The sequence below is a fragment of the Cytobacillus praedii genome (assembly GCF_001439605.1).
GTDB lineage: Bacteria > Bacillota > Bacilli > Bacillales > Cytobacillaceae > Cytobacillus > Cytobacillus praedii.
On sequence record NZ_LMBX01000002.1, the window covers coordinates 129,534 to 150,235 of the forward strand.

Below are 20,702 nucleotides of genomic sequence, written 5' to 3' on the forward strand. Positions count from 1 at the left end.
CACTTTCCCACTGTTTTTATCCCATTGGGCTATTCTATGGGACTTTCTCTTTCACTTTCCCACTGTTTTGTCCCATTGGGCTATTCTATGGGACTTTCTCTTTGACTTTCCCACTGTTTTTGTCCCATTGGGCTCTTCTATGGGACTTTCTCTTTGTCTTTCCCACTGTTTTTGTCCCATTGGGCTCTTCTATGGGACTTTCTCTTTCACTTTCCCACTGTTTTTGTCCCATTGGGCTCTTGGGACTATCCCTTTGACTTTCCCACTGTTTTTGTCCCATTGGGCTATTCTATGGGACTACCTCTTTAACTTTCCCACTGTTTTTGTCCCATTGGGCTCTTCCATGGGAAGTTCTCTTTAACTTTCCCACTGTTTTTGTCCCATTGGGCTCTTCTATGGGACTATTCCTTTGACTTTCTCGCTGTTTTTGTCCCATTGGGCTATTCTATGGGACTTTCTCTTTGTCTTTCCCACTGTTTTTGTCCCATTGGGCTATTCTATGGGACTTTCTCTTTGACTTTCTCACTGTTTTTGTCCCATTGCGCTCTTCTATGGGACTATCTCTTTGACTTTCCCACTGTTTTTGTCCCATTGCACTCTCCCATGAGACAATCGCTTTGGTTTATCCGCAAAGTTGAGTCCCATAAGCTTTTTCTACAGGACTTTTCCTGTGGCTCCTAACAGAGTCAGCCCAATTGGCCACTATCGCTTCGAATCTTTAATGCCAATAATTTTTCTATACATCCCATTTAGCATGATAGGAGAATCTGTTTGTATCGAAAACTTTTTTGAGAAAGGTCTGGACAATGATTCAAACTTTACCCCAATATCCGTGCCTAACAGGGAGATAAATGGTCTTGCGACCTTTTTAATAAAAGTTAATTCTTCGTTTCGCGGGACAAATTTATCAAAAATAACTATTTTCCCTTGCTCTTTTACGACTCTAATCATTTCCTCCATACACTTTTGAGGATTTGGAACAACAGAAAGAAGTAAACTTGCTATCACAATATCATATGTATCATCAGGAAATGCCAATTCCTGTGCATCCATTCGCAAGAATACAATATCTGTGTCATTAAACTTTTCCTTTGCCTTCCTAAGCATATCATCAGAAAAATCAATAGCTGTTATGGCAATATCACGATGAGGAATGTACTCTAAATCTGCTCCTGTTCCACAGCCAACGAAGAGAACTCGATCCCCTTGAGAGAATTCTATGTCTTGAAATACCTCTTTCCGTGCTTTTGAAAAAATCCCCTTATTGAAAAACTGATCATAAAATGGGGACCATGCCTTGTAAATCATTTGATTCCATCTGCTATTCATTTTAGAACTCCTTGAAAAAAGATGTTATTAAATATCTGTATTCTTTAAGCTACTAAGAAACTCCTTTGATAAATAGCAGATTCGTTAATTTTCTGCCAAAATGAATGATATTGATTCATTTAACAAAACTCCAATAAAAAATGGAGAGACTATGCTCTCCATTTTTTTTATAGTTGTATAAAGTTAATCCACCCTGACCTGTGTTAAGCTTCTTTCGGTCTAGCCGCAACAGCAGCCATCTCACTTGCTGCCACATAGCCGAAAACCATCGCAGGTCCTATTGTTGCACCAGGCCCTGGATACGTTTCTCCCATAACTGAGGCCGCACAATTTCCAGTAGCATATAGTCCTTGGATCGGCTGCCCATTTTCATGCATAACCCTTGCCAATTCATCCGTGACTAAACCGCCTTTAGTCCCTATATCTCCAGGATAAATCGGAATCGCATAGAAAGGTGCTTTTTCTAATGGAGCTAGATTAGGATTTTTCAAGGTTGGATCCCCGTAGTAGCGGTCATAAGCGCTTTCCCCACGCTTAAAATCTTGATCTTTGCCATCAACGGCAAATTTATTAAAGCGTTTGATGGTTGCCGCAAGTTTTTTCGGTGAAATTCCGATTTCTTCAGCTAATTCTTCCGGTGTATGTCCAACCTTTAAATACCCTGTTTCTGCCCATGTTTTTGGGAATGCTTGTCCCGGCATGATCCCAAAGACCAGATATCGTTTTTTCACGGTTTGATCAAATATCATCCAAGAAGGAACAGTTGTTGCCTCTGTTTGGTTGTTTTCATACATTTTATCAACAAACTCATGATAAGGGACCGATTCATTTAAATAACGCTCCCCATTACTGTTCACAATAATCAGACCTGGCGTTGCACGTTCAGCAACAGGCATAAAGGCTGGAGAACCAGGTGGAATGGATGTTGGTGTTCCCCACATCTTATCCATTAGATCCAATTTAGCACCTAATTTACGGCTCGCTTCAATGATATCACCCGTTTGTCCTTCGGATGATAGCGTCCAATCTGTTTTCGATGGCTGCGGCAAGTATTTTTCACGAAGCTTACGATTGTGTGAAAAACCTCCAGAGGCAAAAATAACCCCATGCTTTGCTTCGATTTTCATTTTCTTCCCCTTTTGTTCAACGACAATGCCTGACACACGATTATTTTCGAATACAAGATCATGAAAAGGAGTTGACAGCAAAACCTCCCCGCCAGCTTCTTTTAAAGAAGCATATAAACGTGCAACAAGTGCCTCTCCAAGAGTGGCAGGCTTATATGAACTAAGCTTCGTACGAATAAGGCGCATGCCTACTTTCAACGATGTTTTTTTTCCAATCCAAGTCCTTGTAATCATATTTACTTTATGAAATTCACTAGACTTTAGTACCATCCCTTTCGTTGGCAGTCCGGCTTTCCTCAAGTTCTTTTCATCTTCTCCTAGTTTATTGAGATCAAACAGCTGTGCTTCCATTGCCCGCCCATTTGGATTCCCGCCAGGAAGCTCCGGATAATAATCTGAATATCCAGGTGTATATTCCCATCTGACATGTTCTGTATTTTCATGGAGGTACTTTACCATCTCCGGACCTCTACTTAGGTAAGCATCCTTTAGGGATTTGGGCACACGATTACCTATGGCTGCATCCATATAAGCACTTGCTTGCTCGTAGGAGTCCTCTACCCCAGCCTCTTTAAGATAAAGGTTATTAGGCACCCATACCGTGCCACCGGATTTAGACGTTGAACCACCAAAAAGCTCTGTTTTTTCCACAACGATCGCAGAAAGCCCTCGCAATCTAGCGGTTAAAGCTGCAGTCAATCCTCCTGCTCCTGATCCAACGACTACCACATCAAAACTGGAATCCCATTGTTTACTCAAATCTTCAATCCTCCCCTACAAATGTATCCGTGCCTAATAATAATATGATATAATACAATTTCAAAAAGAGGGAAAATTCAATCAATTAAAGAAAATATAGATCCCCTTTTACCTACTATAATGTTCTAAGATCAAATCAATCAATCAGTAAAATTCTATTAATTGTATAGATAAACAACAGATATCATAAATGTGTATATAAAAAAATAATAGGAGCAGCAGACCATTATGGATAAAAATATCGATAGGCGAGTACGCAGAACAAAGGCACAGCTCAAACAAGCTTTTATTAAATTAATGGAAATAAAAAGCTATGACCAAATTACCGTGACGGACATTGTGAATCAGGCAGATTACAATCGGGCAACCTTCTACCGGCATTATAATTTTAAAGAAGAATTGGCAGAAGAAATAATCTCTGACAGAACGAGGGAGCTTATAGAAACATTTAAATATCCATACAAAAGAAAAACACTAATTCACATGAACACTCTATCCCATTCAGACATTATTATATTTGACTACATTATGGAAAATAAAGATTTCTACAAGCTTTGGGAAAAATTCAAAACAATACCTGGATTTGAGGAATCCTTTCTACACTCCATCGCGAAATTTTTCAAAAAGGACATTATTCTATTAACACCCAATGATTCTAACTTGGATAATAATCTTTATACATCCTTTTATGCCAATGGGATTCTAGGACTGATTATGGACTGGATAAAGAACGGACTTGAACCGGACCCAGCCTATATGGCAAAGCAGCTTGTAAAAATATTAAATTACTATCCAGCAGAGTCGTTTATAGGAAACAGGGAGACGAGGATTCTCCCTTAACTTTGATTTCATATCATGCTTTCTAAAAACAATTACGATTCAAAAGGATTGTAAAAACGGTTTCCATCATGAAAGGTAACCACCATTGCAGTCACAAAGATTATTCCAAATACAACTAGCGTTACATAATCACCTGTCTGAAAGGGACGCGCACTATACCAGGTCCTTTTGTTACCTTTTCCAAAACCGCGAAGTTCCATTGCATTACTTATTGTCTCAATCTTATCTAGACTAGATAAAATAAGCGGAAATATTATGGAGGCAGCATTTTTTATGCGGATTGGCAATTTTTCTTTTTTGGACATATCAATCCCCCTAGCTTGCTGTGAAAGCGCTATGGTTCGAAAATCCCGTTGAACATCAGGGATATAACGAAGTGCCAAAGCAACAGCATAAGAGATTCGATAGCTCACACCAATTTTGTTCAATGAAGCAGCAAATTCACTTGGGTGAGTTGTAACAATAAAGAGTAATGCTACTGGGATAACGGCGAAATATTTTAACGTTACATTGCATTGGTAAAAAATTTGTTCGATTGTGACATCATATCTTCCTGCTATCTCTATTAAAACATGACTGCTGCCATAGATTTTCACGCCCTCTTGAGGAGAGAATAGATAAATAGCCAGATTATTGATGAACAAAAAAACCAGAATAAATATAAGAACGAATGAAACTTCAGATACCTTTATTTTTGAAACAATAAAAATAACAATACTAAAAATAAAAAGAAAGGCAAGTATACGAGTATCATACGTCAGCATTGCAGCAGACGACCATACAATAAAGCAAATGAGCTTTGATACTCCGGTTAGCTGATGAATAGGAGATTTTCGGTCAATATACGCTAGCATTTCTACTGCCATTGTCTTCTAACCTCCCGATCATACGCAATAAAATGCTCAACAAATTCCTTTGGCTCTTTTATCCCCACACGTTTCGCTAGAAACAATAGAGAGGTTTCCTTTAAATTCGCCTGGCGCGTAATCTCTGAATCTGTCAAAATCACTGATGGCGGATCATCAGCAATGATTCTTCCCTTGTCCATTACGATCGCCCGAGTTGTATATTCAAGCATCAAATGCATATCATGTGTGATTAGTATAATCGTCATTCCCTGACGATTTAATTCAGCCAAAAAGTCCATCATTTCCGTATAATGCCGCAGATCTTGTCCAGCTGTCGGCTCATCCAAAATTATAACCTCAGGCTCCAATACTAATATGGATGCAATGGTCACACGTTTCTTTTGCCCAAAGCTTAATGCCGATATAGGCCAATTTCGGAATGGATAAAGCCCACAAATTTTAAGCACTTTCTCCACTTTCTTCTTTGCCTCATTCTCAGGGACCCCTCGAATAATAAGACCTAATACTACCTCATCAAAAACGAGATGCTTTGAAATCATATGATTCGGGTTTTGCATGACCATTCCAATCCGAAGAGAGCGTTCCTTAATCGTATCACCAGTTATGTCTTGTGCTTTAAAAAGGATACTCCCTGAGCGAGGCTTTTCAAATCCGCATATGATCTTTGATAACGTTGACTTTCCCGCCCCATTTTTGCCAACAATACTTACCATTTCCCCTTTCTCTACAGACAACGATATTCCCTTGATTGTTTCATGAGCGGGAGCATAACGAAAAGATATATCCTTCAATTGAAGGACAGGTAATTTTATTTCTTTTGGCACGGCATCATTGGCTTTCTCAAACCAATCCAAAAGTTTATCTTTACAGGTTTCAATGGAAAATGAGTGCAATTGTGAAGGCATCATTTCTTCTATCACATCACATCCTGCATATTTAGCTGCTCTAACATATAATGGCTCACGAATATGGCTAGATTCTAGGATTTCACTAGATAAAAGCTTATCTGGACACATATCAGCAACGATAAGGCCATCATCAACAACAATAATACGGTCCACATGTCGATGCAGTACATCCTCTAAGCGATGCTCAATAATAACGACTGTAGTATTCGTTTCTTTATGAATTTGATCAATCAATTCAATCGCATATTGCCCAGTCGCAGGATCAAGGTTTGCAAGAGGTTCGTCAAATAAAATAATTTCAACCTTATCTACCATCACTCCTGCGAGTGATACTCTTTGTTTTTGTCCCCCGGAAAGATGATGAATAGAGGATGATAGATACTCATCCATCTCTACCATTTTTGCCGTCTCCTCTACTAGATTCTTCATGACTCCTTGTTCCGTACAGTCATTTTCCAAGGTAAAGGCAATATCCTCTCCTACCGTTAGTCCAATAAATTGTCCATCAGGATCTTGTAAAACAGTACCCACTATTTTCGAGCGAGAAAAGATATCTATACTATGCGCATCTTTTCCCATGATCTTAAGGCTTCCAGTCGCTTCACCTTTATAAGAAAAGGGGACAAGCCCGTTGATACAATGTCCAATCGTGCTTTTCCCCGATCCAGAAGGTCCTACAATTAATACCTTTTCACCTTCGAAAACAGTAATATTAATATCATGAAGGGTTGGCGCTGCCTGACTATGATACTTAAAACTATAGTTGTTAAATTCAATGACTCTCTTTTTCATTTTTTTCTCCTAGCCACTCTTTTTTCGCATTTAAAAATAATTAATCTATAATTCTCTAGTTAAACTATTGCTTCGGCTGCGTGTTTTTGCATAACCTGCTAATAATAATGTTCCAATTACACCGACTGTTACCATATTCGATACCCCGGCAAAAAGACCTTGCAGGAAAACTTTGTTCGCTGGCTCCGCATAGATTAAAATATCCAATGCAGGTGCGATTAAAAACCATCCAATCCCTTGAGCGATCACCTGAACAACGTTAAAGGTAATGATCTTTTTTGTATTAAATATCCCTGATTCAATATCAATTTTCTTGGAAGCAAGACCAATTAATAGCCCAACAATCATTGATACAACTACCCAGCTCCACCAAACAGAGCCATATGATATCGCATCATTCAGTGCATGGCCAATTAATCCAATTAATCCGCCTGCAATCGGTCCAAAAACAACTGCCATTAAAGCTAAAAACGCATATGATGTTTGAATTGATGTATTTGGCACCGGTGAAGGGATGGCAGCAAATTTTGCCAGAATAATAAAAACTGCCGCCCCAATTCCGATTGCCACAATGGTTCTAATAGATAACTGATTTCTTTTCAACACCCACATCTCCTTTATTGTTTAATTAATAGCTAATTATATGCAATATTCGGAACTTTTTGTATAAAAATTTTCCAATTCGCTCCTGATTGAACATGATAGGCCTTTGCAAAAGATCCTTGATTCAACGCAACGCCTATTTTATCAAGTGAATTAACATAGAGCAGCGGTTCGCCCAAATGACTATCCGCGAATGATCTTCCATATGTCATAATACTTTTATACACCTGACGTGTTTCATTCTCGATTTTCACTTCGAAAGAATCACCATACTCTATTTCCAATTGTTTAAACAGCTCGCGGTCAATATTGGTCCAAAGATTGCCGAATCGAATATCAAGAATATCAATGTTTCCTGTAATTATCCTCTTATCCAAACATGCTTCAGTTAATGGCAGCTCAATAATTGAGCAGACTTCAACCTCTGGACCTACTTGTTCAAAAGGAATAATTCCTGATGTCAGCCTGGCACCAGTAAAGGCATACACATCCCGGCCATGGAATGTATAAGACTCTCCAGACTTTGGCAAGCGATTTACATTTTCATCAATGATTCTAGCTTCGACTATACCAATGTGCTTCTTAATCTGTGTTAGTGTTCCATTGTCAGGCGTAACGATGTATTGATTTGTTTCTGTTTTTGCAACAATGCTTCTTCGCTCTGATCCTACACCTGGGTCAACAACAGATACAAATACTGTACCTTCTGGCCAATAAGAAATCGTTTGATATAAACGATAGGCTCCTTCCCAAATATTATATTGGGGAATTTCATGTGTAAGGTCAAATACTCGAACGGAAGGATCTACTGACAATGCAACACCATACATTGCACTTACTGCACCATCGCCTGTACCAAAATCTGTTTGTAATACTAAAAAATTATTCATGTTAGCTCCTCCATTCATTATTATCTTTTATTAGAAAAACAAAAAACCACGTCACTATCCAACTGGATAAGGACGTGGTTTTATTCACGTGGTACCACCTTACTTTACTGTTTGCTCACACAAAACAGCCTTAACAAGTACATTGGGCATATGCATCCCCTATATACTGTGGTATGGATAACGAGTACCAAATCTCGCCGGAACCTACTCATACCAAATCGATACTTTCAGCACGAAACTCAGAGGCCATTGTTCAGATCAGTATTTTTGCTTCTTTTCAGCTACCGAAGCTCTCTGGGTAAAATAGCTTAATCCTACTTTTTCTCTTCATCGTTTTTAGTTATTTTCAAAATAATTCAACAATTTGAAATTTATTATTTTTGATTATAATTCATACATTTAAATTGTGCAAGGAATTTTAAAAATATACTTGAAAGGAATTTAAATTTAAACGTCCCTACCATTAAGTAGAGACGTCTTTTTGATTTACTGCTGTGATTGTGGTGCTGGCTTGCCCGCTTCTATTAATATTTTGCTTCGTCCTAACAGAATCGCAAGTAAAGTCATGAATACGCCTGTTCCTATTAGCAGCCATTCGATTTGGATAAAGTCTGCGATCGGACCGAATATGAGCATGCCAAGCGGCATCATTGAGGTGGAGATCATCCCCATTACCCCAAAAACTCTGCCTAAATAATCCTCTTCTATTTTCTCCTGCAGCAAAACTGTCGCTGGTGTATTAAATATAGGCATGGCCACGCCAAACAGAGCCATAAATACTAAATAAATCCAAAAGCCAGGAACGATGCCAAGTGCAAATGTACAGACTCCCATAATCACACTTGCGAATCCCATTGTTTTTACTCTATTAGAAAATCCTCCCCAGGAAGCGATCAATCCACCGCCAACCATCATCCCAATGGAGAAGGCAATTTCAATTGCAGTCAGTCGCCACACATCATCTCCAAAGCTGCGTGTCACCTGCAGTGGTGTTAGAAAGGCTGCAGGTGCCATCAATACAAAAAAGACGGCAAAGAATAGGAAGAATGTCTTCAGAAAATCATGGTTATTCACATATTGTAACCCTTGTTTAAAGTCACTAAAGTAGCTTGTTGATTGTTTTTCTGCTGCCTTTTCATGTACAGAAATCTTTAAAAAGGCAAGCAATGTAACAATCGCGATAGCTGCAGTTATAACATCAATAAAGAATATAATTTCTAGCGAGGCCATTCCTAATAAGGCTGCACTCACCATCGGAGATACGAACATGATAACCGCTTGAATACTTCCATTTGCACCATTTACCTTTGTCAGCTTATCCTTCGGAACAATTTGCGGTAAAATGGCACCAACGGCCGGCGTTTGAATGCCTGTTCCAAATGCGCGGATGGCAGCCATCACAAAAAGCAGCCAAATGGAGTCATATCCCATTAAAAAGAGAATGGCTAAAATCAATGTGGCAAATGCAATCATTCCATCCGCTAACATAATCAGCATTTTTCGATTATATCGATCCGCCCAAACCCCTGCAACAGGTGATAAAAGAAAGGTCGGTATAAACCCGCAAATAATATACAACGTCATCATCATACCTGATTCAGTCTCTAAAGTGATATACCACATAATGGCGTATTGAACTAAGGATGACCCAAAAAGGGAGATCGTTTGGCTAGTTAAAAAGAGAATGATATTCCTTAGCCAATTCTCCTTACTATGATTATTTATTGTGTTCATTGATTAACAACCCATTTCCTATAAAATTTTTATAAATAAATGCTTCACCTACATTCATAAGATTGTACCGTTCTAATTATGACAATAACTTTTTAAAGACAACAAAAAAGAGGGCAGACTCATCCCCTCTTTTTTTAAATAACCGTTAAATTTAGGTTTCCTTAAAAATAGACAGACCAATCCCGTTGCTCTGAACATAGGCAGAGCTATCAAGCGTATGAAATTAACGAATGATAAATGGGAATCTTAATCTCATTGATGCTGTCAAAAGGAAAACCTCCATTTCATTTATAAGTGCTTTAATCATAACAAAAGTGCCTGTTTGATACAATTATTTTTTAAATATTTTCAATGTTTTTTTCCTGATCTGGGAAATTTTAGTATCACTAATTTTTCTAATAGAAAGGGATAAAATTATTTCACTCCACATATCTTTTTGCAAAGGAAAATCGTTATATACATGAATAAGAGAGTTCACTTTATATAAACTTGGGTGGAGGAGAAAAAATGAAAGTTCTTATATTAGGAGGCACTCGTTTTTTAGGAAGAGCATTAGTTGAAGAAGCACTAGCAAGAGGTCATGAAGTTACCTTATTTAACCGCGGCACGAATAAAGAAATATTCCCTGAGGCTGAACAGTTAATTGGTGATAGAAATATAGATATCGCATTGCTGGAAAACAGAAAATGGGACGTATTAATAGATACATGCGGATTTGCTCCTCATCAAATAAAAAAGGTCGCAGATGTACTGGGTGATAACATCGAGCATTATACATTTATTTCAAGCATCTCTGTGTATAAAGATTGGATTCCACATAATATTGCAGAAGACTACCCCTTACTATCCATGCTGCCGGACGATAAATTAGCAGATGTCGAAGCAGGTACACTCTCTCCTTACGAATATTACGGAGAGCTGAAAGCATTATGTGAAGCAGAAGCAGAAAAACATTGGCCTGACAGCGTGTTACATGTTAGGGCAGGCCTGCTTGTCGGCTCTTTTGATTATTCAGATCGTCTCCCATATTGGGTTCAGCGTGTTGCTAAAGGCGGAAACATTTTGGTGCCTGGGCTCTCTTCCCGCCCTGTTCAATTGATTGATATTAAAGATATTGCGTCATGGGTGCTTACTATGGCGGAAAAGAGAAAAGCAGGAACATTCAATGTGACTGGCCCTAAAAATTTATTGACGATTGAAGAGCTATTGAACACTTGTAAAGCCGTTACAAATAGCAACGCCAAATTCGTATGGGCAGAAGAGGCATTTTTATTGAAGCACAAAGTGCAGCCGTGGACGGAGATGCCGCTATGGATCCCTGAATGCTCCCCACTAGAAGGTCAAGCAAAACCGTGGAAAGGAACTTTTTCTATCAATATTGATAAAGCTGTTCATGCTGGGCTTGCCTTTCGTCCTCTTGTGGATACGATTTACGATATTTATCAATGGGAGAAGGTAAGGGATAGCTCGGAACGAAAAGCAGGAATCTCACTGACGAAAGAGCAGGAGCTTCTTGAGTTATATCTCCAAGAAAGTAAAAAGGGGGAAAGTTGAGAAGGTTCAATACAAAGAAGGAATAACCAAAAAAAAGGTGCCTGCTCCCATGAAGCTGTTGGGAACAGGCACCAATATTAAGTTAATCATTTATCCACATTTCCATCACTGCTTCTAGATTTTTATTTAACTCAAGCGGACATGGCTACATCAATCTCCATTAATTCTTGTTCCAGGCTTTCTATCTTTGACTGAGTCTTGGCCTTTGCTGCATCCTTTTTAGGGCTGTCAAAATGATTCCTTTGTTTTTTTACTTTCTCACTTTTTACAATAGGAGCTTTATTCTCTAAATTGCTCGCCTTCCTCTTCTCCATTTTAAAATGATCGTTATTTGTAAATAACTGATTCTTACCATACAAATCAAATATATTACTTATATACCAAAACATTCTAATCTAATGAATATCTTGAACTATAAGGCGTCCCTTCTTGTATCCACCCCAAACTCGAAGATATTGTTTAGTAGTTTCCATTAAATATACTATCCAGCATCTGAAACTTATTAATAATATCCGGATGAATTTGATTTTTTTCCTCTATAATCAATTGTTCTTCTTCTCCCACGTTAAATACTTCATGAATAGACCTTAGCTGGTCGAATTGATCTGCTGTTGGCGGATTTATAACCATTTGGTTAAGCATATTTAGTGCGCTATCTATAGATACACTGAGGGCTGGATTCAATTCACCGGCGGTTTCAAACAATCGCTGTGCATCCCTAAGATCCACAAGAATGGGTTCAAAGACCATCGCACGATCATGAATATCCTGTGAATTCCTGTCACCAGCTTCTAAAGCTTCTATCGCTTTATTTGCGAAAGCCTCTTTCATTCTTTTGTAAGCATCAGTGAAAAGGGCGAAGGAAGCGGGTTGATTATATTGATCAAACATATTCTCTTTTTTATATAAGGTTTCTTTAACAAATCCTTTTACTTCTTGATCGTATGAAAATTTGTGAACAGATTTATCTGCATGCATTGTCTCAATCATTATAATGCCTGGTATCCCATCAAAGGTTGCCATACTAAAATCAATTGACCCCAATTGAACATAATTATTATATAAAGGATAGGATTTATCCCCGTCCTTTACTACCAATAACCAAGTTTGTCCATCGTCCCAAGCAAATCCTCCAGTTTCCATTTTCTCTGCATTCACATATAGTTCAATTATTTCGTCTATTTCATCCATATCGATATCGAGACTTATTTTCTTATATAATGTTTGCGGATATTCTTCAATATCTTTTGCACTGTAAACAGCGCCATCATTAGAATTCGTTTGTTCCATCTCTTTCCTTTGTTCTTCAATCTTTAATTGAAGGGCACTATTTTCTATAGAAAGCTGTTCTATTTGCCTTTTAAGTTCACCTAATTCATTACCTTCTCCTCTAGTTGTTTGCGTAGAGCATCCGGCTAAAGTTCCACTGATTATTAAACATGCTATACCAGGTAACAATTTTTTCATTTCCATTCCCCCTTTATATTCTCTTTTTTTATTGAATGAAAATACAGGTGATAGCTAAAATGTAAATTGTATATTCTAAATATTAACATAATTAGATGAAGATTTATAAAATTTTATTTACAAATCCCTTTCCTTACCTATTGATTCTCAAATCCTCATCTCATATCCCTATCAAATCTTTTTCAAAAAAAAACTGCACCTCCAATGGCAGTTGCTTCTAACCATTTGGGTACAGTTTTTTTAAGATATTAAGCTATTTTCTTAATCTCTACTTTTTTCCCTTTTTTGCGCCAATCTTTATATTCAGCCGCTGCTGTGAAAAGAACGTCAGTAGAAGAATTAAGGGCTGTTTCAAATGAATCTTGCAGCACACCGATAATAAATCCTACTCCGACAACCTGCATAGCCACATCACCTGGGATTCCAAATAAACTGCACGCTAAAGGAATCAATAATAACGATCCGCCTGCGACACCTGATGCGCCACAAGCACATACAGCTGACAGAACGCTAAGGATGATAGCTGTAGGAAGATCAACTGAAATTCCAAGAGTATGAACCGCTGCAAGTGTCAAAACAGAAATCGTAACAGCTGCACCAGCCATATTGATCGTTGCACCTAATGGAATAGAAACAGAATAACTATCTTTATTTAAACCAAGATCTTTACATAATTTCATGTTTACAGGAATGTTTGCAGCCGAACTGCGTGTAAAGAATGCGGTAACTCCACTTTCCTTTAAGCACTTAAAAACCAGCGGATATGGATTTTGCTTAATGAATGTAAATACAATGATTGGATTTACAACGAATGCAACAAATAGCATACAGCCAATTAATACAGCAAGCAATTTCCCATAGCCTAGTAATGCATCCAATCCATTTGTTGTAATCGACTCAAATACGAGACCCATAATTCCTAATGGAGCAAGCTTAATTACCCATGTAACTAGTTTAGAAACAGCATCGGAGAAGTTACCAATTAATGTCTTCGTTGAATCAGCCGCGTTTTTCAAAGCCAAACCAAGAAGAATCGCCCAAGCTAAAATGCCAATATAGTTCGCATTCATAATCGCATTAACTGGATTATCAACAATGTTCAGCAATAATGTTTTTAAAACCTCAACAACACCGCTTGGAGGCGTTACCCCTTCTGCCCCTTTTACAAGCGTTAAGTTTACTGGGAAAACAAAACTAGCAATAACGGCAATTAGTCCAGCTAAGAAAGTTCCTAAAAGATAAAGAATGATAACAGATTTCATATTCGTTTTCTTGCCGCTTTTATGCTGAGCAATCGCAGACATAACCAAAAATAGTACTAAGACAGGTGCAATCGCCTTCAAAGCACCGACAAATAAAGAACCAAAAATAACAATTGGTTTTGCTGCTTCTGGAATGGCTAGAGCCAAAATAATACCTAAAATTAAACCAATAAGAATTTGTTTTACTAGGCTCACTTGATTCCACTTTTTCATTAAGCTTTTCATAGATGCTCCCCCTTAGTAAAAATTGCGATAATGTTTTAGATTTAATAGAATTTCATTAGTTAAAATATGAGTAAATAGATAGCTGCTAAACAATCGCTTAAGTTATAGAGGTCTATCTATAAGTTCAGCTTACAGTGATCATACAGGTTTCTGGGATTGTTCACTCTTTCAATTATTGGACACCTCCATAATATTCCACCCCAGAAGGACAACTGTCCTCTGTATGAATAGTATTATACTTACTTTTTTAATATATTACAATACTATTTTTCAATTATGATTCATTCCAATTTATAAAACATTCAAAAAATATGAAATACACCCTTATCCATTCACTAATTTCCACAAATACTTTTTTGAAATTTATTAATTTATGCAATAAAAAAAACAGCGCTTTAATTTAAAAACACTGCTCCTTTCAGTACTCTATAAGTATATATTTATATCTGCCCTTTAGGTATTCTTAATATAACTATCGTACCCTTTCCCATTTCACTCTCTATGATTATTTTCCCATTATGATCTTCGATTATTTTTTCACAAATTAATAAGCCTAATCCTGTTCCTTCCTCTTTTGTTGTGAAAAAAGGTTGTCCTAAGTTATCTAGTATTTCCTTAGGGATACCTGGACCTTCATCCGCTACATATATATGAACATGATCAGTTAAATCCCTTGCAGTAACCTTTATAAACCCCTTTTCCATTGCTTCTATGGAATTTTTAATTAAATTTATTAATACTTGCTTAATTTTCATATCATCACATGTAATTAGGATATCACAATATTCATACTCTAATTGAATCCCTATATTTTTTTTAACAGCCTGAGGTTCCAAGAGTAATTGGACGCTCACTATTAAATCAACAACATTGATTTCCTTTTTATTTTCTACATGCGGCTTTGATAAAATCAGGAATTCAGATGATATTTGTGCTATTTTTTCTATTTCCTCACTAATGATATGTAGAAATTTCTTATTCTTGTCTTCAGTAACTTCAATTAGCTTAAGAAAGCCTTTTATAGCTGTTATTGGATTACGAATTTCGTGAGCAATTCCAGCTGCTAGTTCTCCTGCAATAGAGAGTTTTTCCGAACGAATCACTTGGTCCTGTGCTGCTTTTTCTAATTTAATTTGTTCCGAAATAGCTGGAAATAGTACTGGTTTTTTCTTATACAAGTTAGAAGTTGTTAAATGAGTATCAGTCATATGGTATTCATGTGCCTGTAGAATTTCACAAAGAATGGAAGATGGCAGTGTAAAACCATCATAAGCACAAACAGATATAAAATTTTCTAATTCACTTACAAAGGAATCACAGCCACACTCATATAATTTCAAACGAGCCATTAAGCTATTTTGGTTTTGTTCTTTCCATGTAACAAACCCCCATGTACGTATAACTCTATCTTTTAAATGAGGCTCTAGTATGTCCATAAAATTTGCCATCACTTGATTCATATTAAAAACATCGTGAGTTTCATAGAAATCATCCGTATCAGCAAAGATAATTTCATTTAATTGCTCTTCTGAATAATTGGCATGCTTAAGCTTTTCCATTATATATTTATAACGATCTGGTTTATCAATATAAATGACAATTTGGTCCTTGTCGAGACCCTCTGTTATATAGGAGAGCGTGTTTTCAAGATAATGGTTCAAATCGGTGTATGTATAAACAATGTGACACCCTGCTGATAATTCAATATTTGTTGTAAAATTTACTTTCTTTCCAACATCTATACCTTGTTCCACACTGTCACCTTTTTCTGCTCTAGAATTATTTCCAACACATTCAGAATAGTCAATCAAATCACTTTTTATTTACCTATTCTATCATTTTTTTATCACATTAACAATTTAGTTAGATAAAGGACCCCATTTTAGGTGTATTTGATTATTCAAGAACTTTACTATTCTTAAACCTTCTTTAATCTCAAGTAAATGCATGCCTGTATCTCCAGTCACGAAAGCATTGCATGTGTTATTAGGATGATTAAGGAAACCTTTTAGCAGGTTTGAAATTAGTCCTCCATGAGATATGACGGCTATCCGCTTGTAAACCTTATAATCGTAAATTAGTTTATTAAGCACTTTTTCAGACCTAAAACGGAAGTCCAATTCAGATTCTCCCCCTTGAATTGGTTCATGAATAGGACGTCCGCCTTTTGGCATTGGATATGTAATTAAGGCTTTCTCTTTTGCTAAACCAGCAAGTACACCATTATTAAATTCCATTAAATCATCATCCATTTTCAATTCGCACCCTGTTTTTTCCTGTAAAATAAATGCTGTCAGCTTTGCTCTTCTCAAAGGACTTGAAATGATCATGTCAGGCGGAAAATTAGCTGTAACATAATCCGCCATCTTTATAGCTTGAGACTCCCTTACTTCGGTTAATGGGAAGTCAGCCCGTCCTTCATGTACTCCAAGAATATCTGCCTCTGATTCTCCATGCCCGATTAGTAATATTTCCATTTTTACACCTCCATTAAAGCTCCGTTCCCATTGCACTAGATAATGAATATCTCTTTTTGCACCCAGCAGCCATAAAAATAAAGCTCCTTTTAATACTTTAATTTATTCTTTAAATGATAGACCTTCTTCTTGTAAGGAACTTCTTAGAATTGGTAAAGAAGCTGGTCCAATCCCATGGAGTTTTAAAATTTCTTTTTCCGTGTAATTAGATAGTTCTTGCAAGGTGTCAATCCCTTTATGAACCAACGCATTTCTAGCAGGTGAACTCAGCTTAGAAAGAAATCCACTTTGAGGCTTATTCTCTTTATCACAGGTAGGACAACTTTTACATTCGCTGCTTTTATAAAACGTATGGCCTTTTTCACATACTCTTAAACTTTTTTCTTTTGACATTACAATCCCTCCAATTTCATTCCATTTTCTATTTTTAATCCTCTATATATGGTATACCTACCTTTTATTATCTGATATACACTCTGCATGTCCAGATAAATCTAATCTTCTCCGTCTGAAAAAATCCCTGAATTTTTTTAGAATCTTGCTCTAAGCTAAAAGTCGTTGATGAATATGATTTAAACAAACAGAAAATACTTTTATTGATAAGTAATTATTATCCTATCGAGAAGTGGAGTTTCTAAGACATGAAGATAGAATATTTTATCCTGGCCGCCATGTGGATTTTCGGCTTTATTAGCTTCATTCTGTTTATTCCCCGCAAAGAACGTCGTAAAGGATTCTTGGCACTTATGATATTTCAAGCATTCATCTGGCTTTGTGATATGCCTTCTTTTAAATATGGCTTATTAAGTGCGCCTGTCCGGGAATTTCCAAAAGCGACAGATCTCTCCATTACAATCAATTACTTTTTTTATCCTGTAATGTTTTCCATATTTTACGTCAAAAGAAGAGTAAGGGGATCTGCATGGGCTAGATTCAAATACTTTTTTGTTTGGATCTCTGTGCTTACACTTTTTGATATTGGTATCGAGAGATATACAGATTTATTAGAATATGGATACTTGACGTGGTACGGGATGTGGATTTACATTGGGCTTCTCTTTTGCGTAAGTCAAGTCTGCTGTAATTGGTTCTTTAAGGACAAAGCCTTTTTTCAAGCAGAACGGCGGGAGACCTAGTGAGAATTGAATGGTGGCTCTTATTATCTGTGTATGCATTGTCAACTGGAATTCTATTCCTCATTCCAAAAAATAAAATTCGTCTAGCTACAGTCGCTTTCTTGTTCAAACAGATTATTACTTTCCTAATAGGTTTAGTAGTCGTAGAGTTAGAGCTGCTTGAATATCCTGTTCGATTATTTGCTTCAATCAATCGGACGAGCTTCACATATGAGTATTATGCATTTCCTGTCACATGCGCTATCTTTACTGTATGGTATCCCCATAATCGAAGGATTTTTATTAAGCTGGGGTATTATATCACCTTCACTTCAATATTGACTCTCGGTGAGGTCATTATCGAAAAAAACACCGATCTCATCAAATATATACACTGGGAATGGTATATATCTTGGATAACAATTTGTCTTTCGTTTTATCTTACTCGCACATTTTGTACCTGGTTTTTCGCAAAGCCGGAAGATTAATTTTGGTCATCAATTTTAGTTGATAAATAATTTGACAACATAACACTATTTTGTATATCAGTTCCCTTATTTACATCCATCTTTCTACTAAATAAACGAAATCCATTTCTTTGGGAGATTCTTTGCAAACATTGTTTGTTTTATTTTTTATCGTTGTTCGTTTATTTTTGTGTTTGGAGACGCTTGAATGAATTTTACTCAACTTTATTATTTTGGATAATAGGGGATCTGATTTATGCTTCGTTCCTTCACGATCATAGAGTTTGGGGATTCCGTCCTGTTTTTGATTGACCACCTTATTCTTCCTACACATACGATCATTGCTACTGCTATAGCTTTTTTGATTTACCCATTCGTTATTGTTATTTTCTTGGGGAGATTCCCTAAATCAATCTTTTATGGGCTTTGATCTTCCAAGGCATTGAACTTTCAGCCTATTTAAACGATAGCATCATTCATCAGCATGGAAGGTCACTTACCTGGTCTTTTATTTTTAACATAGTGCCTTCACCTTATTACCCGTCCATAAATGGAGTCTTGGGCAGCATGACTTTTATCTATTGTTTGTACATTTTCTTATGGACATATTTGATCCCCCACTTCCTAAGTAAAAAACTTAAGTGATTGAATACTTTTTTCATAGAAAAAGTAACGAAACCCGATGAATTTCGTTACTTCACTTCAAGATTATTAGGAGCCTAAATGCAAAAAAATGATGTGGGACAAGATTCTTGTCCCCATATCCCACTTAATTTATTAACCCCTGTTTTGCCAAGTAATTCTCCGCAACCTCAAAAGGGCTTTTCCCTTCTGCATTGACTTGATAATTCATTTCTCTCATTTCATTATCCGTTATTTTTCCAGCTAATTTATTTAAAGCATCCACAATTTCAGGATACTTTTGAGCGGTTGCTTCATTTAATAAGGGGGCACCCTGGTATGGCGGGAATAAGAATTGGTCATCTTCCAATACTTTAAGATTATATTGCCGCAGCTCACTATCCGTAGAATAGGCATCAACTAAGTTGATCTCACCTGATTCAACTGCCACATAGCGTAATTTCGGTTCCATCGTTACAAGTTTTGGAAACTGAAGGCCGTAAAGGGATTGGATACCCAAATACCCATCTTCACGATCGGAAAACTCCAATGTAAATCCTGCAGTTATTTTATCCTCTATGCCTTTCAAATCGGAAATGGTTTCTAGCCCATTTTGATCAGCAAAATCATTTGGTACTGCCAATGCGTAGGTATTGTTAAATTGCACTGGTTTCAGCATGACCATATGGAACTGCTCCAATAAACCTTCTTTTGCTTGTTGATAGACTTCTTCACGATCAGTACTTTTGGCTGTTTCCTGTAAAAACTCAGAAATGGCTGTTCCAGTAAACTCTGGATAAATATCAATGCTCCCTGATTTAAGTGCATTAAAAACAAAGGAGGTTTTGCCGAGACCTGGTTTTAATTCCACTTGAATATTTGTCTCCTCTTCAATTAATATTTTATACATATTGATTAAAATTTCAGGCTCTGAACCAAGTTTTCCAGCAATAACTACCTTTTGGTCTTGATGGACAATTAAAGGATACACAATGATTATTAACGCCAATAATCCAATTGAACCAACTGTAACAAAGGCTTTCTTAAATGATAGAAGTTCAAATTTCTTAAGTAAATAATCAAAAAGGATGGCAAGTAAAGCTGCAGGGATTGCACCAAGAAGGATAAGATTTGTATTATTTCTATCAATACCTAAAAGAATAATATCACCAAGTCCGCCAGCCCCGATCAAAGCTGCAAGGGTAGCTGTTCCCACAATCAATACCATCGCTGTCCGGATACCAGCCATAATGATTGGCATTGCAAGCGGTAACTCAACCTTTATTAATCTATATCTTGGATTCATTCCCATCGCTCTGGCCGCTTCGACTAATGAAGGATCAACTTCCTTTATTCCTGTATAAGTATTTCTTAGGATTGGTAATAAAGCATAGGCAACTAAAGCGATGATGGCTGGCATTCTTCCAATCCCGAACATGGGAATAAGAATACCTAGTAAAGCCAATGAAGGAATAGTCTGTATGACAGATGTGATTCCGATGATCCCTTCTGCTGCCTTTTTATGCCTAGTTAAATAAATTCCCAGGGGAATAGCGATTATTGCTGCAAAGAAAAGGGCGATAAAAGAAATCTGGATATGTTCCAATAATGCACGTATTAGTTCATCTTTTCTTTCTTGTAAGACATGAGTAAACTCTTTCAT

General features: G+C 36.9%; 17 protein-coding genes and 1 other annotated feature. Of the genes, 4 read left to right on the forward strand and 13 right to left on the reverse strand.

Annotated features, from left to right (window positions below):
- Positions 1 to 702: 702 nt before the first annotated feature.
- Together ASU02_RS02620 and ASU02_RS02625 are read right to left on the reverse strand one after the other, a co-directional pair.
- Complete coding sequence (locus ASU02_RS02620; RefSeq protein WP_057760691.1) at positions 703 to 1,329, reverse strand: class I SAM-dependent methyltransferase; 627 nt, start codon at positions 1,327 to 1,329, stop codon at positions 703 to 705.
- 203 nt (positions 1,330 to 1,532) lie between these two features.
- Positions 1,533 to 3,215, reverse strand: coding sequence for an FAD-dependent oxidoreductase (locus ASU02_RS02625; protein ID WP_057760693.1), 1,683 nt, complete (start codon positions 3,213 to 3,215; stop codon positions 1,533 to 1,535).
- A 228-nt stretch (positions 3,216 to 3,443) separates the two neighbouring features.
- On the opposite strand from ASU02_RS02625, the gene ASU02_RS02630 reads away from it, so the two are divergent.
- Positions 3,444 to 4,055 carry a TetR/AcrR family transcriptional regulator gene (locus ASU02_RS02630; RefSeq protein ID WP_057760695.1) on the forward strand — a complete coding sequence of 204 codons (612 nt, stop codon included), beginning with the start codon at positions 3,444 to 3,446 and terminating at the stop codon, positions 4,053 to 4,055.
- Positions 4,056 to 4,087: 32 nt separating this feature from the next.
- On the opposite strand, the gene ASU02_RS02635 is transcribed toward ASU02_RS02630, so the two are convergent.
- The 5 genes from ASU02_RS02635 to ASU02_RS02655 form a co-directional block, all read right to left on the reverse strand.
- Positions 4,088 to 4,921, reverse strand: a complete 834-nt coding sequence (locus tag ASU02_RS02635) for an energy-coupling factor transporter transmembrane component T family protein (protein WP_057760696.1) — start codon at positions 4,919 to 4,921, stop codon at positions 4,088 to 4,090.
- The gene (locus ASU02_RS02640; protein ID WP_057760698.1) at positions 4,912 to 6,624 is read right to left on the reverse strand and encodes an ABC transporter ATP-binding protein; all 1,713 of its coding nucleotides are present in this window, start codon (positions 6,622 to 6,624) and stop codon (positions 4,912 to 4,914) included. The genes ASU02_RS02635 and ASU02_RS02640 overlap by 10 nt, the downstream gene beginning before the upstream one ends.
- Before the next feature lie 45 nt (positions 6,625 to 6,669).
- Positions 6,670 to 7,236 (reverse strand): ECF-type riboflavin transporter substrate-binding protein, encoded by a 567-nt coding sequence (locus ASU02_RS02645; RefSeq protein ID WP_408607254.1) that lies wholly within the window; start codon positions 7,234 to 7,236, stop codon positions 6,670 to 6,672.
- A gap of 23 nt (positions 7,237 to 7,259) precedes the next feature.
- Complete coding sequence (locus ASU02_RS02650; protein ID WP_057760703.1) at positions 7,260 to 8,117, reverse strand: SAM hydrolase/SAM-dependent halogenase family protein; 858 nt, start codon at positions 8,115 to 8,117, stop codon at positions 7,260 to 7,262.
- A 65-nt stretch (positions 8,118 to 8,182) separates the two neighbouring features.
- Positions 8,183 to 8,457, reverse strand: a binding site (T-box leader).
- Positions 8,458 to 8,603: 146 nt separating this feature from the next.
- Positions 8,604 to 9,851: an MFS transporter gene (locus ASU02_RS02655; protein ID WP_057760704.1), complete on the reverse strand. Its 1,248-nt coding sequence runs from the start codon at positions 9,849 to 9,851 to the stop codon at positions 8,604 to 8,606.
- Between the two features lie 507 nt (positions 9,852 to 10,358).
- Here ASU02_RS02655 and ASU02_RS02660 point away from each other — a divergent pair.
- Positions 10,359 to 11,405, forward strand: coding sequence for an SDR family oxidoreductase (locus tag ASU02_RS02660; protein ID WP_057760706.1), 1,047 nt, complete (start codon positions 10,359 to 10,361; stop codon positions 11,403 to 11,405).
- A gap of 459 nt (positions 11,406 to 11,864) precedes the next feature.
- Here the strand turns inward: ASU02_RS02660 and ASU02_RS02670 are convergent, their stop codons facing one another.
- The 5 genes from ASU02_RS02670 to ASU02_RS02690 form a co-directional block, all read right to left on the reverse strand.
- Entirely contained in the window at positions 11,865 to 12,872 is a 1,008-nt protein-coding gene (locus tag ASU02_RS02670) for a hypothetical protein (protein ID WP_057760710.1), read from the reverse strand.
- 248 nt (positions 12,873 to 13,120) lie between these two features.
- Entirely contained in the window at positions 13,121 to 14,359 is a 1,239-nt protein-coding gene (gene sstT / locus ASU02_RS02675) for a serine/threonine transporter SstT (RefSeq protein WP_057760712.1), read from the reverse strand.
- A gap of 440 nt (positions 14,360 to 14,799) precedes the next feature.
- Complete coding sequence (locus ASU02_RS02680) at positions 14,800 to 16,113, reverse strand: ATP-binding protein (RefSeq protein ID WP_131236195.1); 1,314 nt, start codon at positions 16,111 to 16,113, stop codon at positions 14,800 to 14,802.
- A 105-nt stretch (positions 16,114 to 16,218) separates the two neighbouring features.
- The gene (locus ASU02_RS02685) at positions 16,219 to 16,836 is read right to left on the reverse strand and encodes a histidine phosphatase family protein (RefSeq protein ID WP_057760716.1); all 618 of its coding nucleotides are present in this window, start codon (positions 16,834 to 16,836) and stop codon (positions 16,219 to 16,221) included.
- Positions 16,837 to 16,938: 102 nt separating this feature from the next.
- A complete protein-coding gene (locus tag ASU02_RS02690; RefSeq protein WP_057760718.1) occupies positions 16,939 to 17,229 on the reverse strand; it encodes an RNA polymerase alpha subunit C-terminal domain-containing protein in 291 nt (96 codons plus the stop codon).
- Positions 17,230 to 17,477: 248 nt separating this feature from the next.
- On the opposite strand from ASU02_RS02690, the gene ASU02_RS02695 reads away from it, so the two are divergent.
- A complete protein-coding gene (locus ASU02_RS02695) occupies positions 17,478 to 17,972 on the forward strand; it encodes a CBO0543 family protein (RefSeq protein WP_057760720.1) in 495 nt (164 codons plus the stop codon).
- Positions 17,972 to 18,439 (forward strand): CBO0543 family protein, encoded by a 468-nt coding sequence (locus ASU02_RS02700; RefSeq protein WP_057760721.1) that lies wholly within the window; start codon positions 17,972 to 17,974, stop codon positions 18,437 to 18,439. The genes ASU02_RS02695 and ASU02_RS02700 overlap by 1 nt, the downstream gene beginning before the upstream one ends.
- 748 nt (positions 18,440 to 19,187) lie before the next feature.
- Here the strand turns inward: ASU02_RS02700 and opuFB are convergent.
- Positions 19,188 to 20,702 carry an osmoprotectant update ABC transporter permease/substrate-binding subunit OpuFB gene (opuFB, locus tag ASU02_RS02710; RefSeq protein WP_057760726.1) on the reverse strand — a complete coding sequence of 505 codons (1,515 nt, stop codon included), beginning with the start codon at positions 20,700 to 20,702 and terminating at the stop codon, positions 19,188 to 19,190.

What these genes read in the sequence shown, in the direction of transcription:
- ASU02_RS02645 (WP_408607254.1), bottom strand. Translation starts at nt 7,236, where the DNA reads ATGTGGGTGTTGAAAAGAAATCAGTTATCTATTAGAACCATTGTGGCA.
- ASU02_RS02630 (WP_057760695.1), top strand. Translation starts at nt 3,444, where the DNA reads ATGGATAAAAATATCGATAGGCGAGTACGCAGAACAAAGGCACAGCTC.
- ASU02_RS02685 (WP_057760716.1), bottom strand. Translation starts at nt 16,836, where the DNA reads ATGGAAATATTACTAATCGGGCATGGAGAATCAGAGGCAGATATTCTT.
- ASU02_RS02670 (WP_057760710.1), bottom strand. Translation starts at nt 12,872, where the DNA reads ATGAAAAAATTGTTACCTGGTATAGCATGTTTAATAATCAGTGGAACT.
- ASU02_RS02620 (WP_057760691.1), bottom strand. Translation starts at nt 1,329, where the DNA reads ATGAATAGCAGATGGAATCAAATGATTTACAAGGCATGGTCCCCATTT.
- ASU02_RS02690 (WP_057760718.1), bottom strand. Translation starts at nt 17,229, where the DNA reads ATGTCAAAAGAAAAAAGTTTAAGAGTATGTGAAAAAGGCCATACGTTT.
- opuFB (WP_057760726.1), bottom strand. Translation starts at nt 20,702, where the DNA reads ATGAAAGAGTTTACTCATGTCTTACAAGAAAGAAAAGATGAACTAATA.
- ASU02_RS02660 (WP_057760706.1), top strand. Translation starts at nt 10,359, where the DNA reads ATGAAAGTTCTTATATTAGGAGGCACTCGTTTTTTAGGAAGAGCATTA.
- ASU02_RS02635 (WP_057760696.1), bottom strand. Translation starts at nt 4,921, where the DNA reads ATGGCAGTAGAAATGCTAGCGTATATTGACCGAAAATCTCCTATTCAT.
- ASU02_RS02655 (WP_057760704.1), bottom strand. Translation starts at nt 9,851, where the DNA reads ATGAACACAATAAATAATCATAGTAAGGAGAATTGGCTAAGGAATATC.
- ASU02_RS02640 (WP_057760698.1), bottom strand. Translation starts at nt 6,624, where the DNA reads ATGAAAAAGAGAGTCATTGAATTTAACAACTATAGTTTTAAGTATCAT.
- sstT (WP_057760712.1), bottom strand. Translation starts at nt 14,359, where the DNA reads ATGAAAAGCTTAATGAAAAAGTGGAATCAAGTGAGCCTAGTAAAACAA.
- ASU02_RS02695 (WP_057760720.1), top strand. Translation starts at nt 17,478, where the DNA reads ATGAAGATAGAATATTTTATCCTGGCCGCCATGTGGATTTTCGGCTTT.
- ASU02_RS02650 (WP_057760703.1), bottom strand. Translation starts at nt 8,117, where the DNA reads ATGAATAATTTTTTAGTATTACAAACAGATTTTGGTACAGGCGATGGT.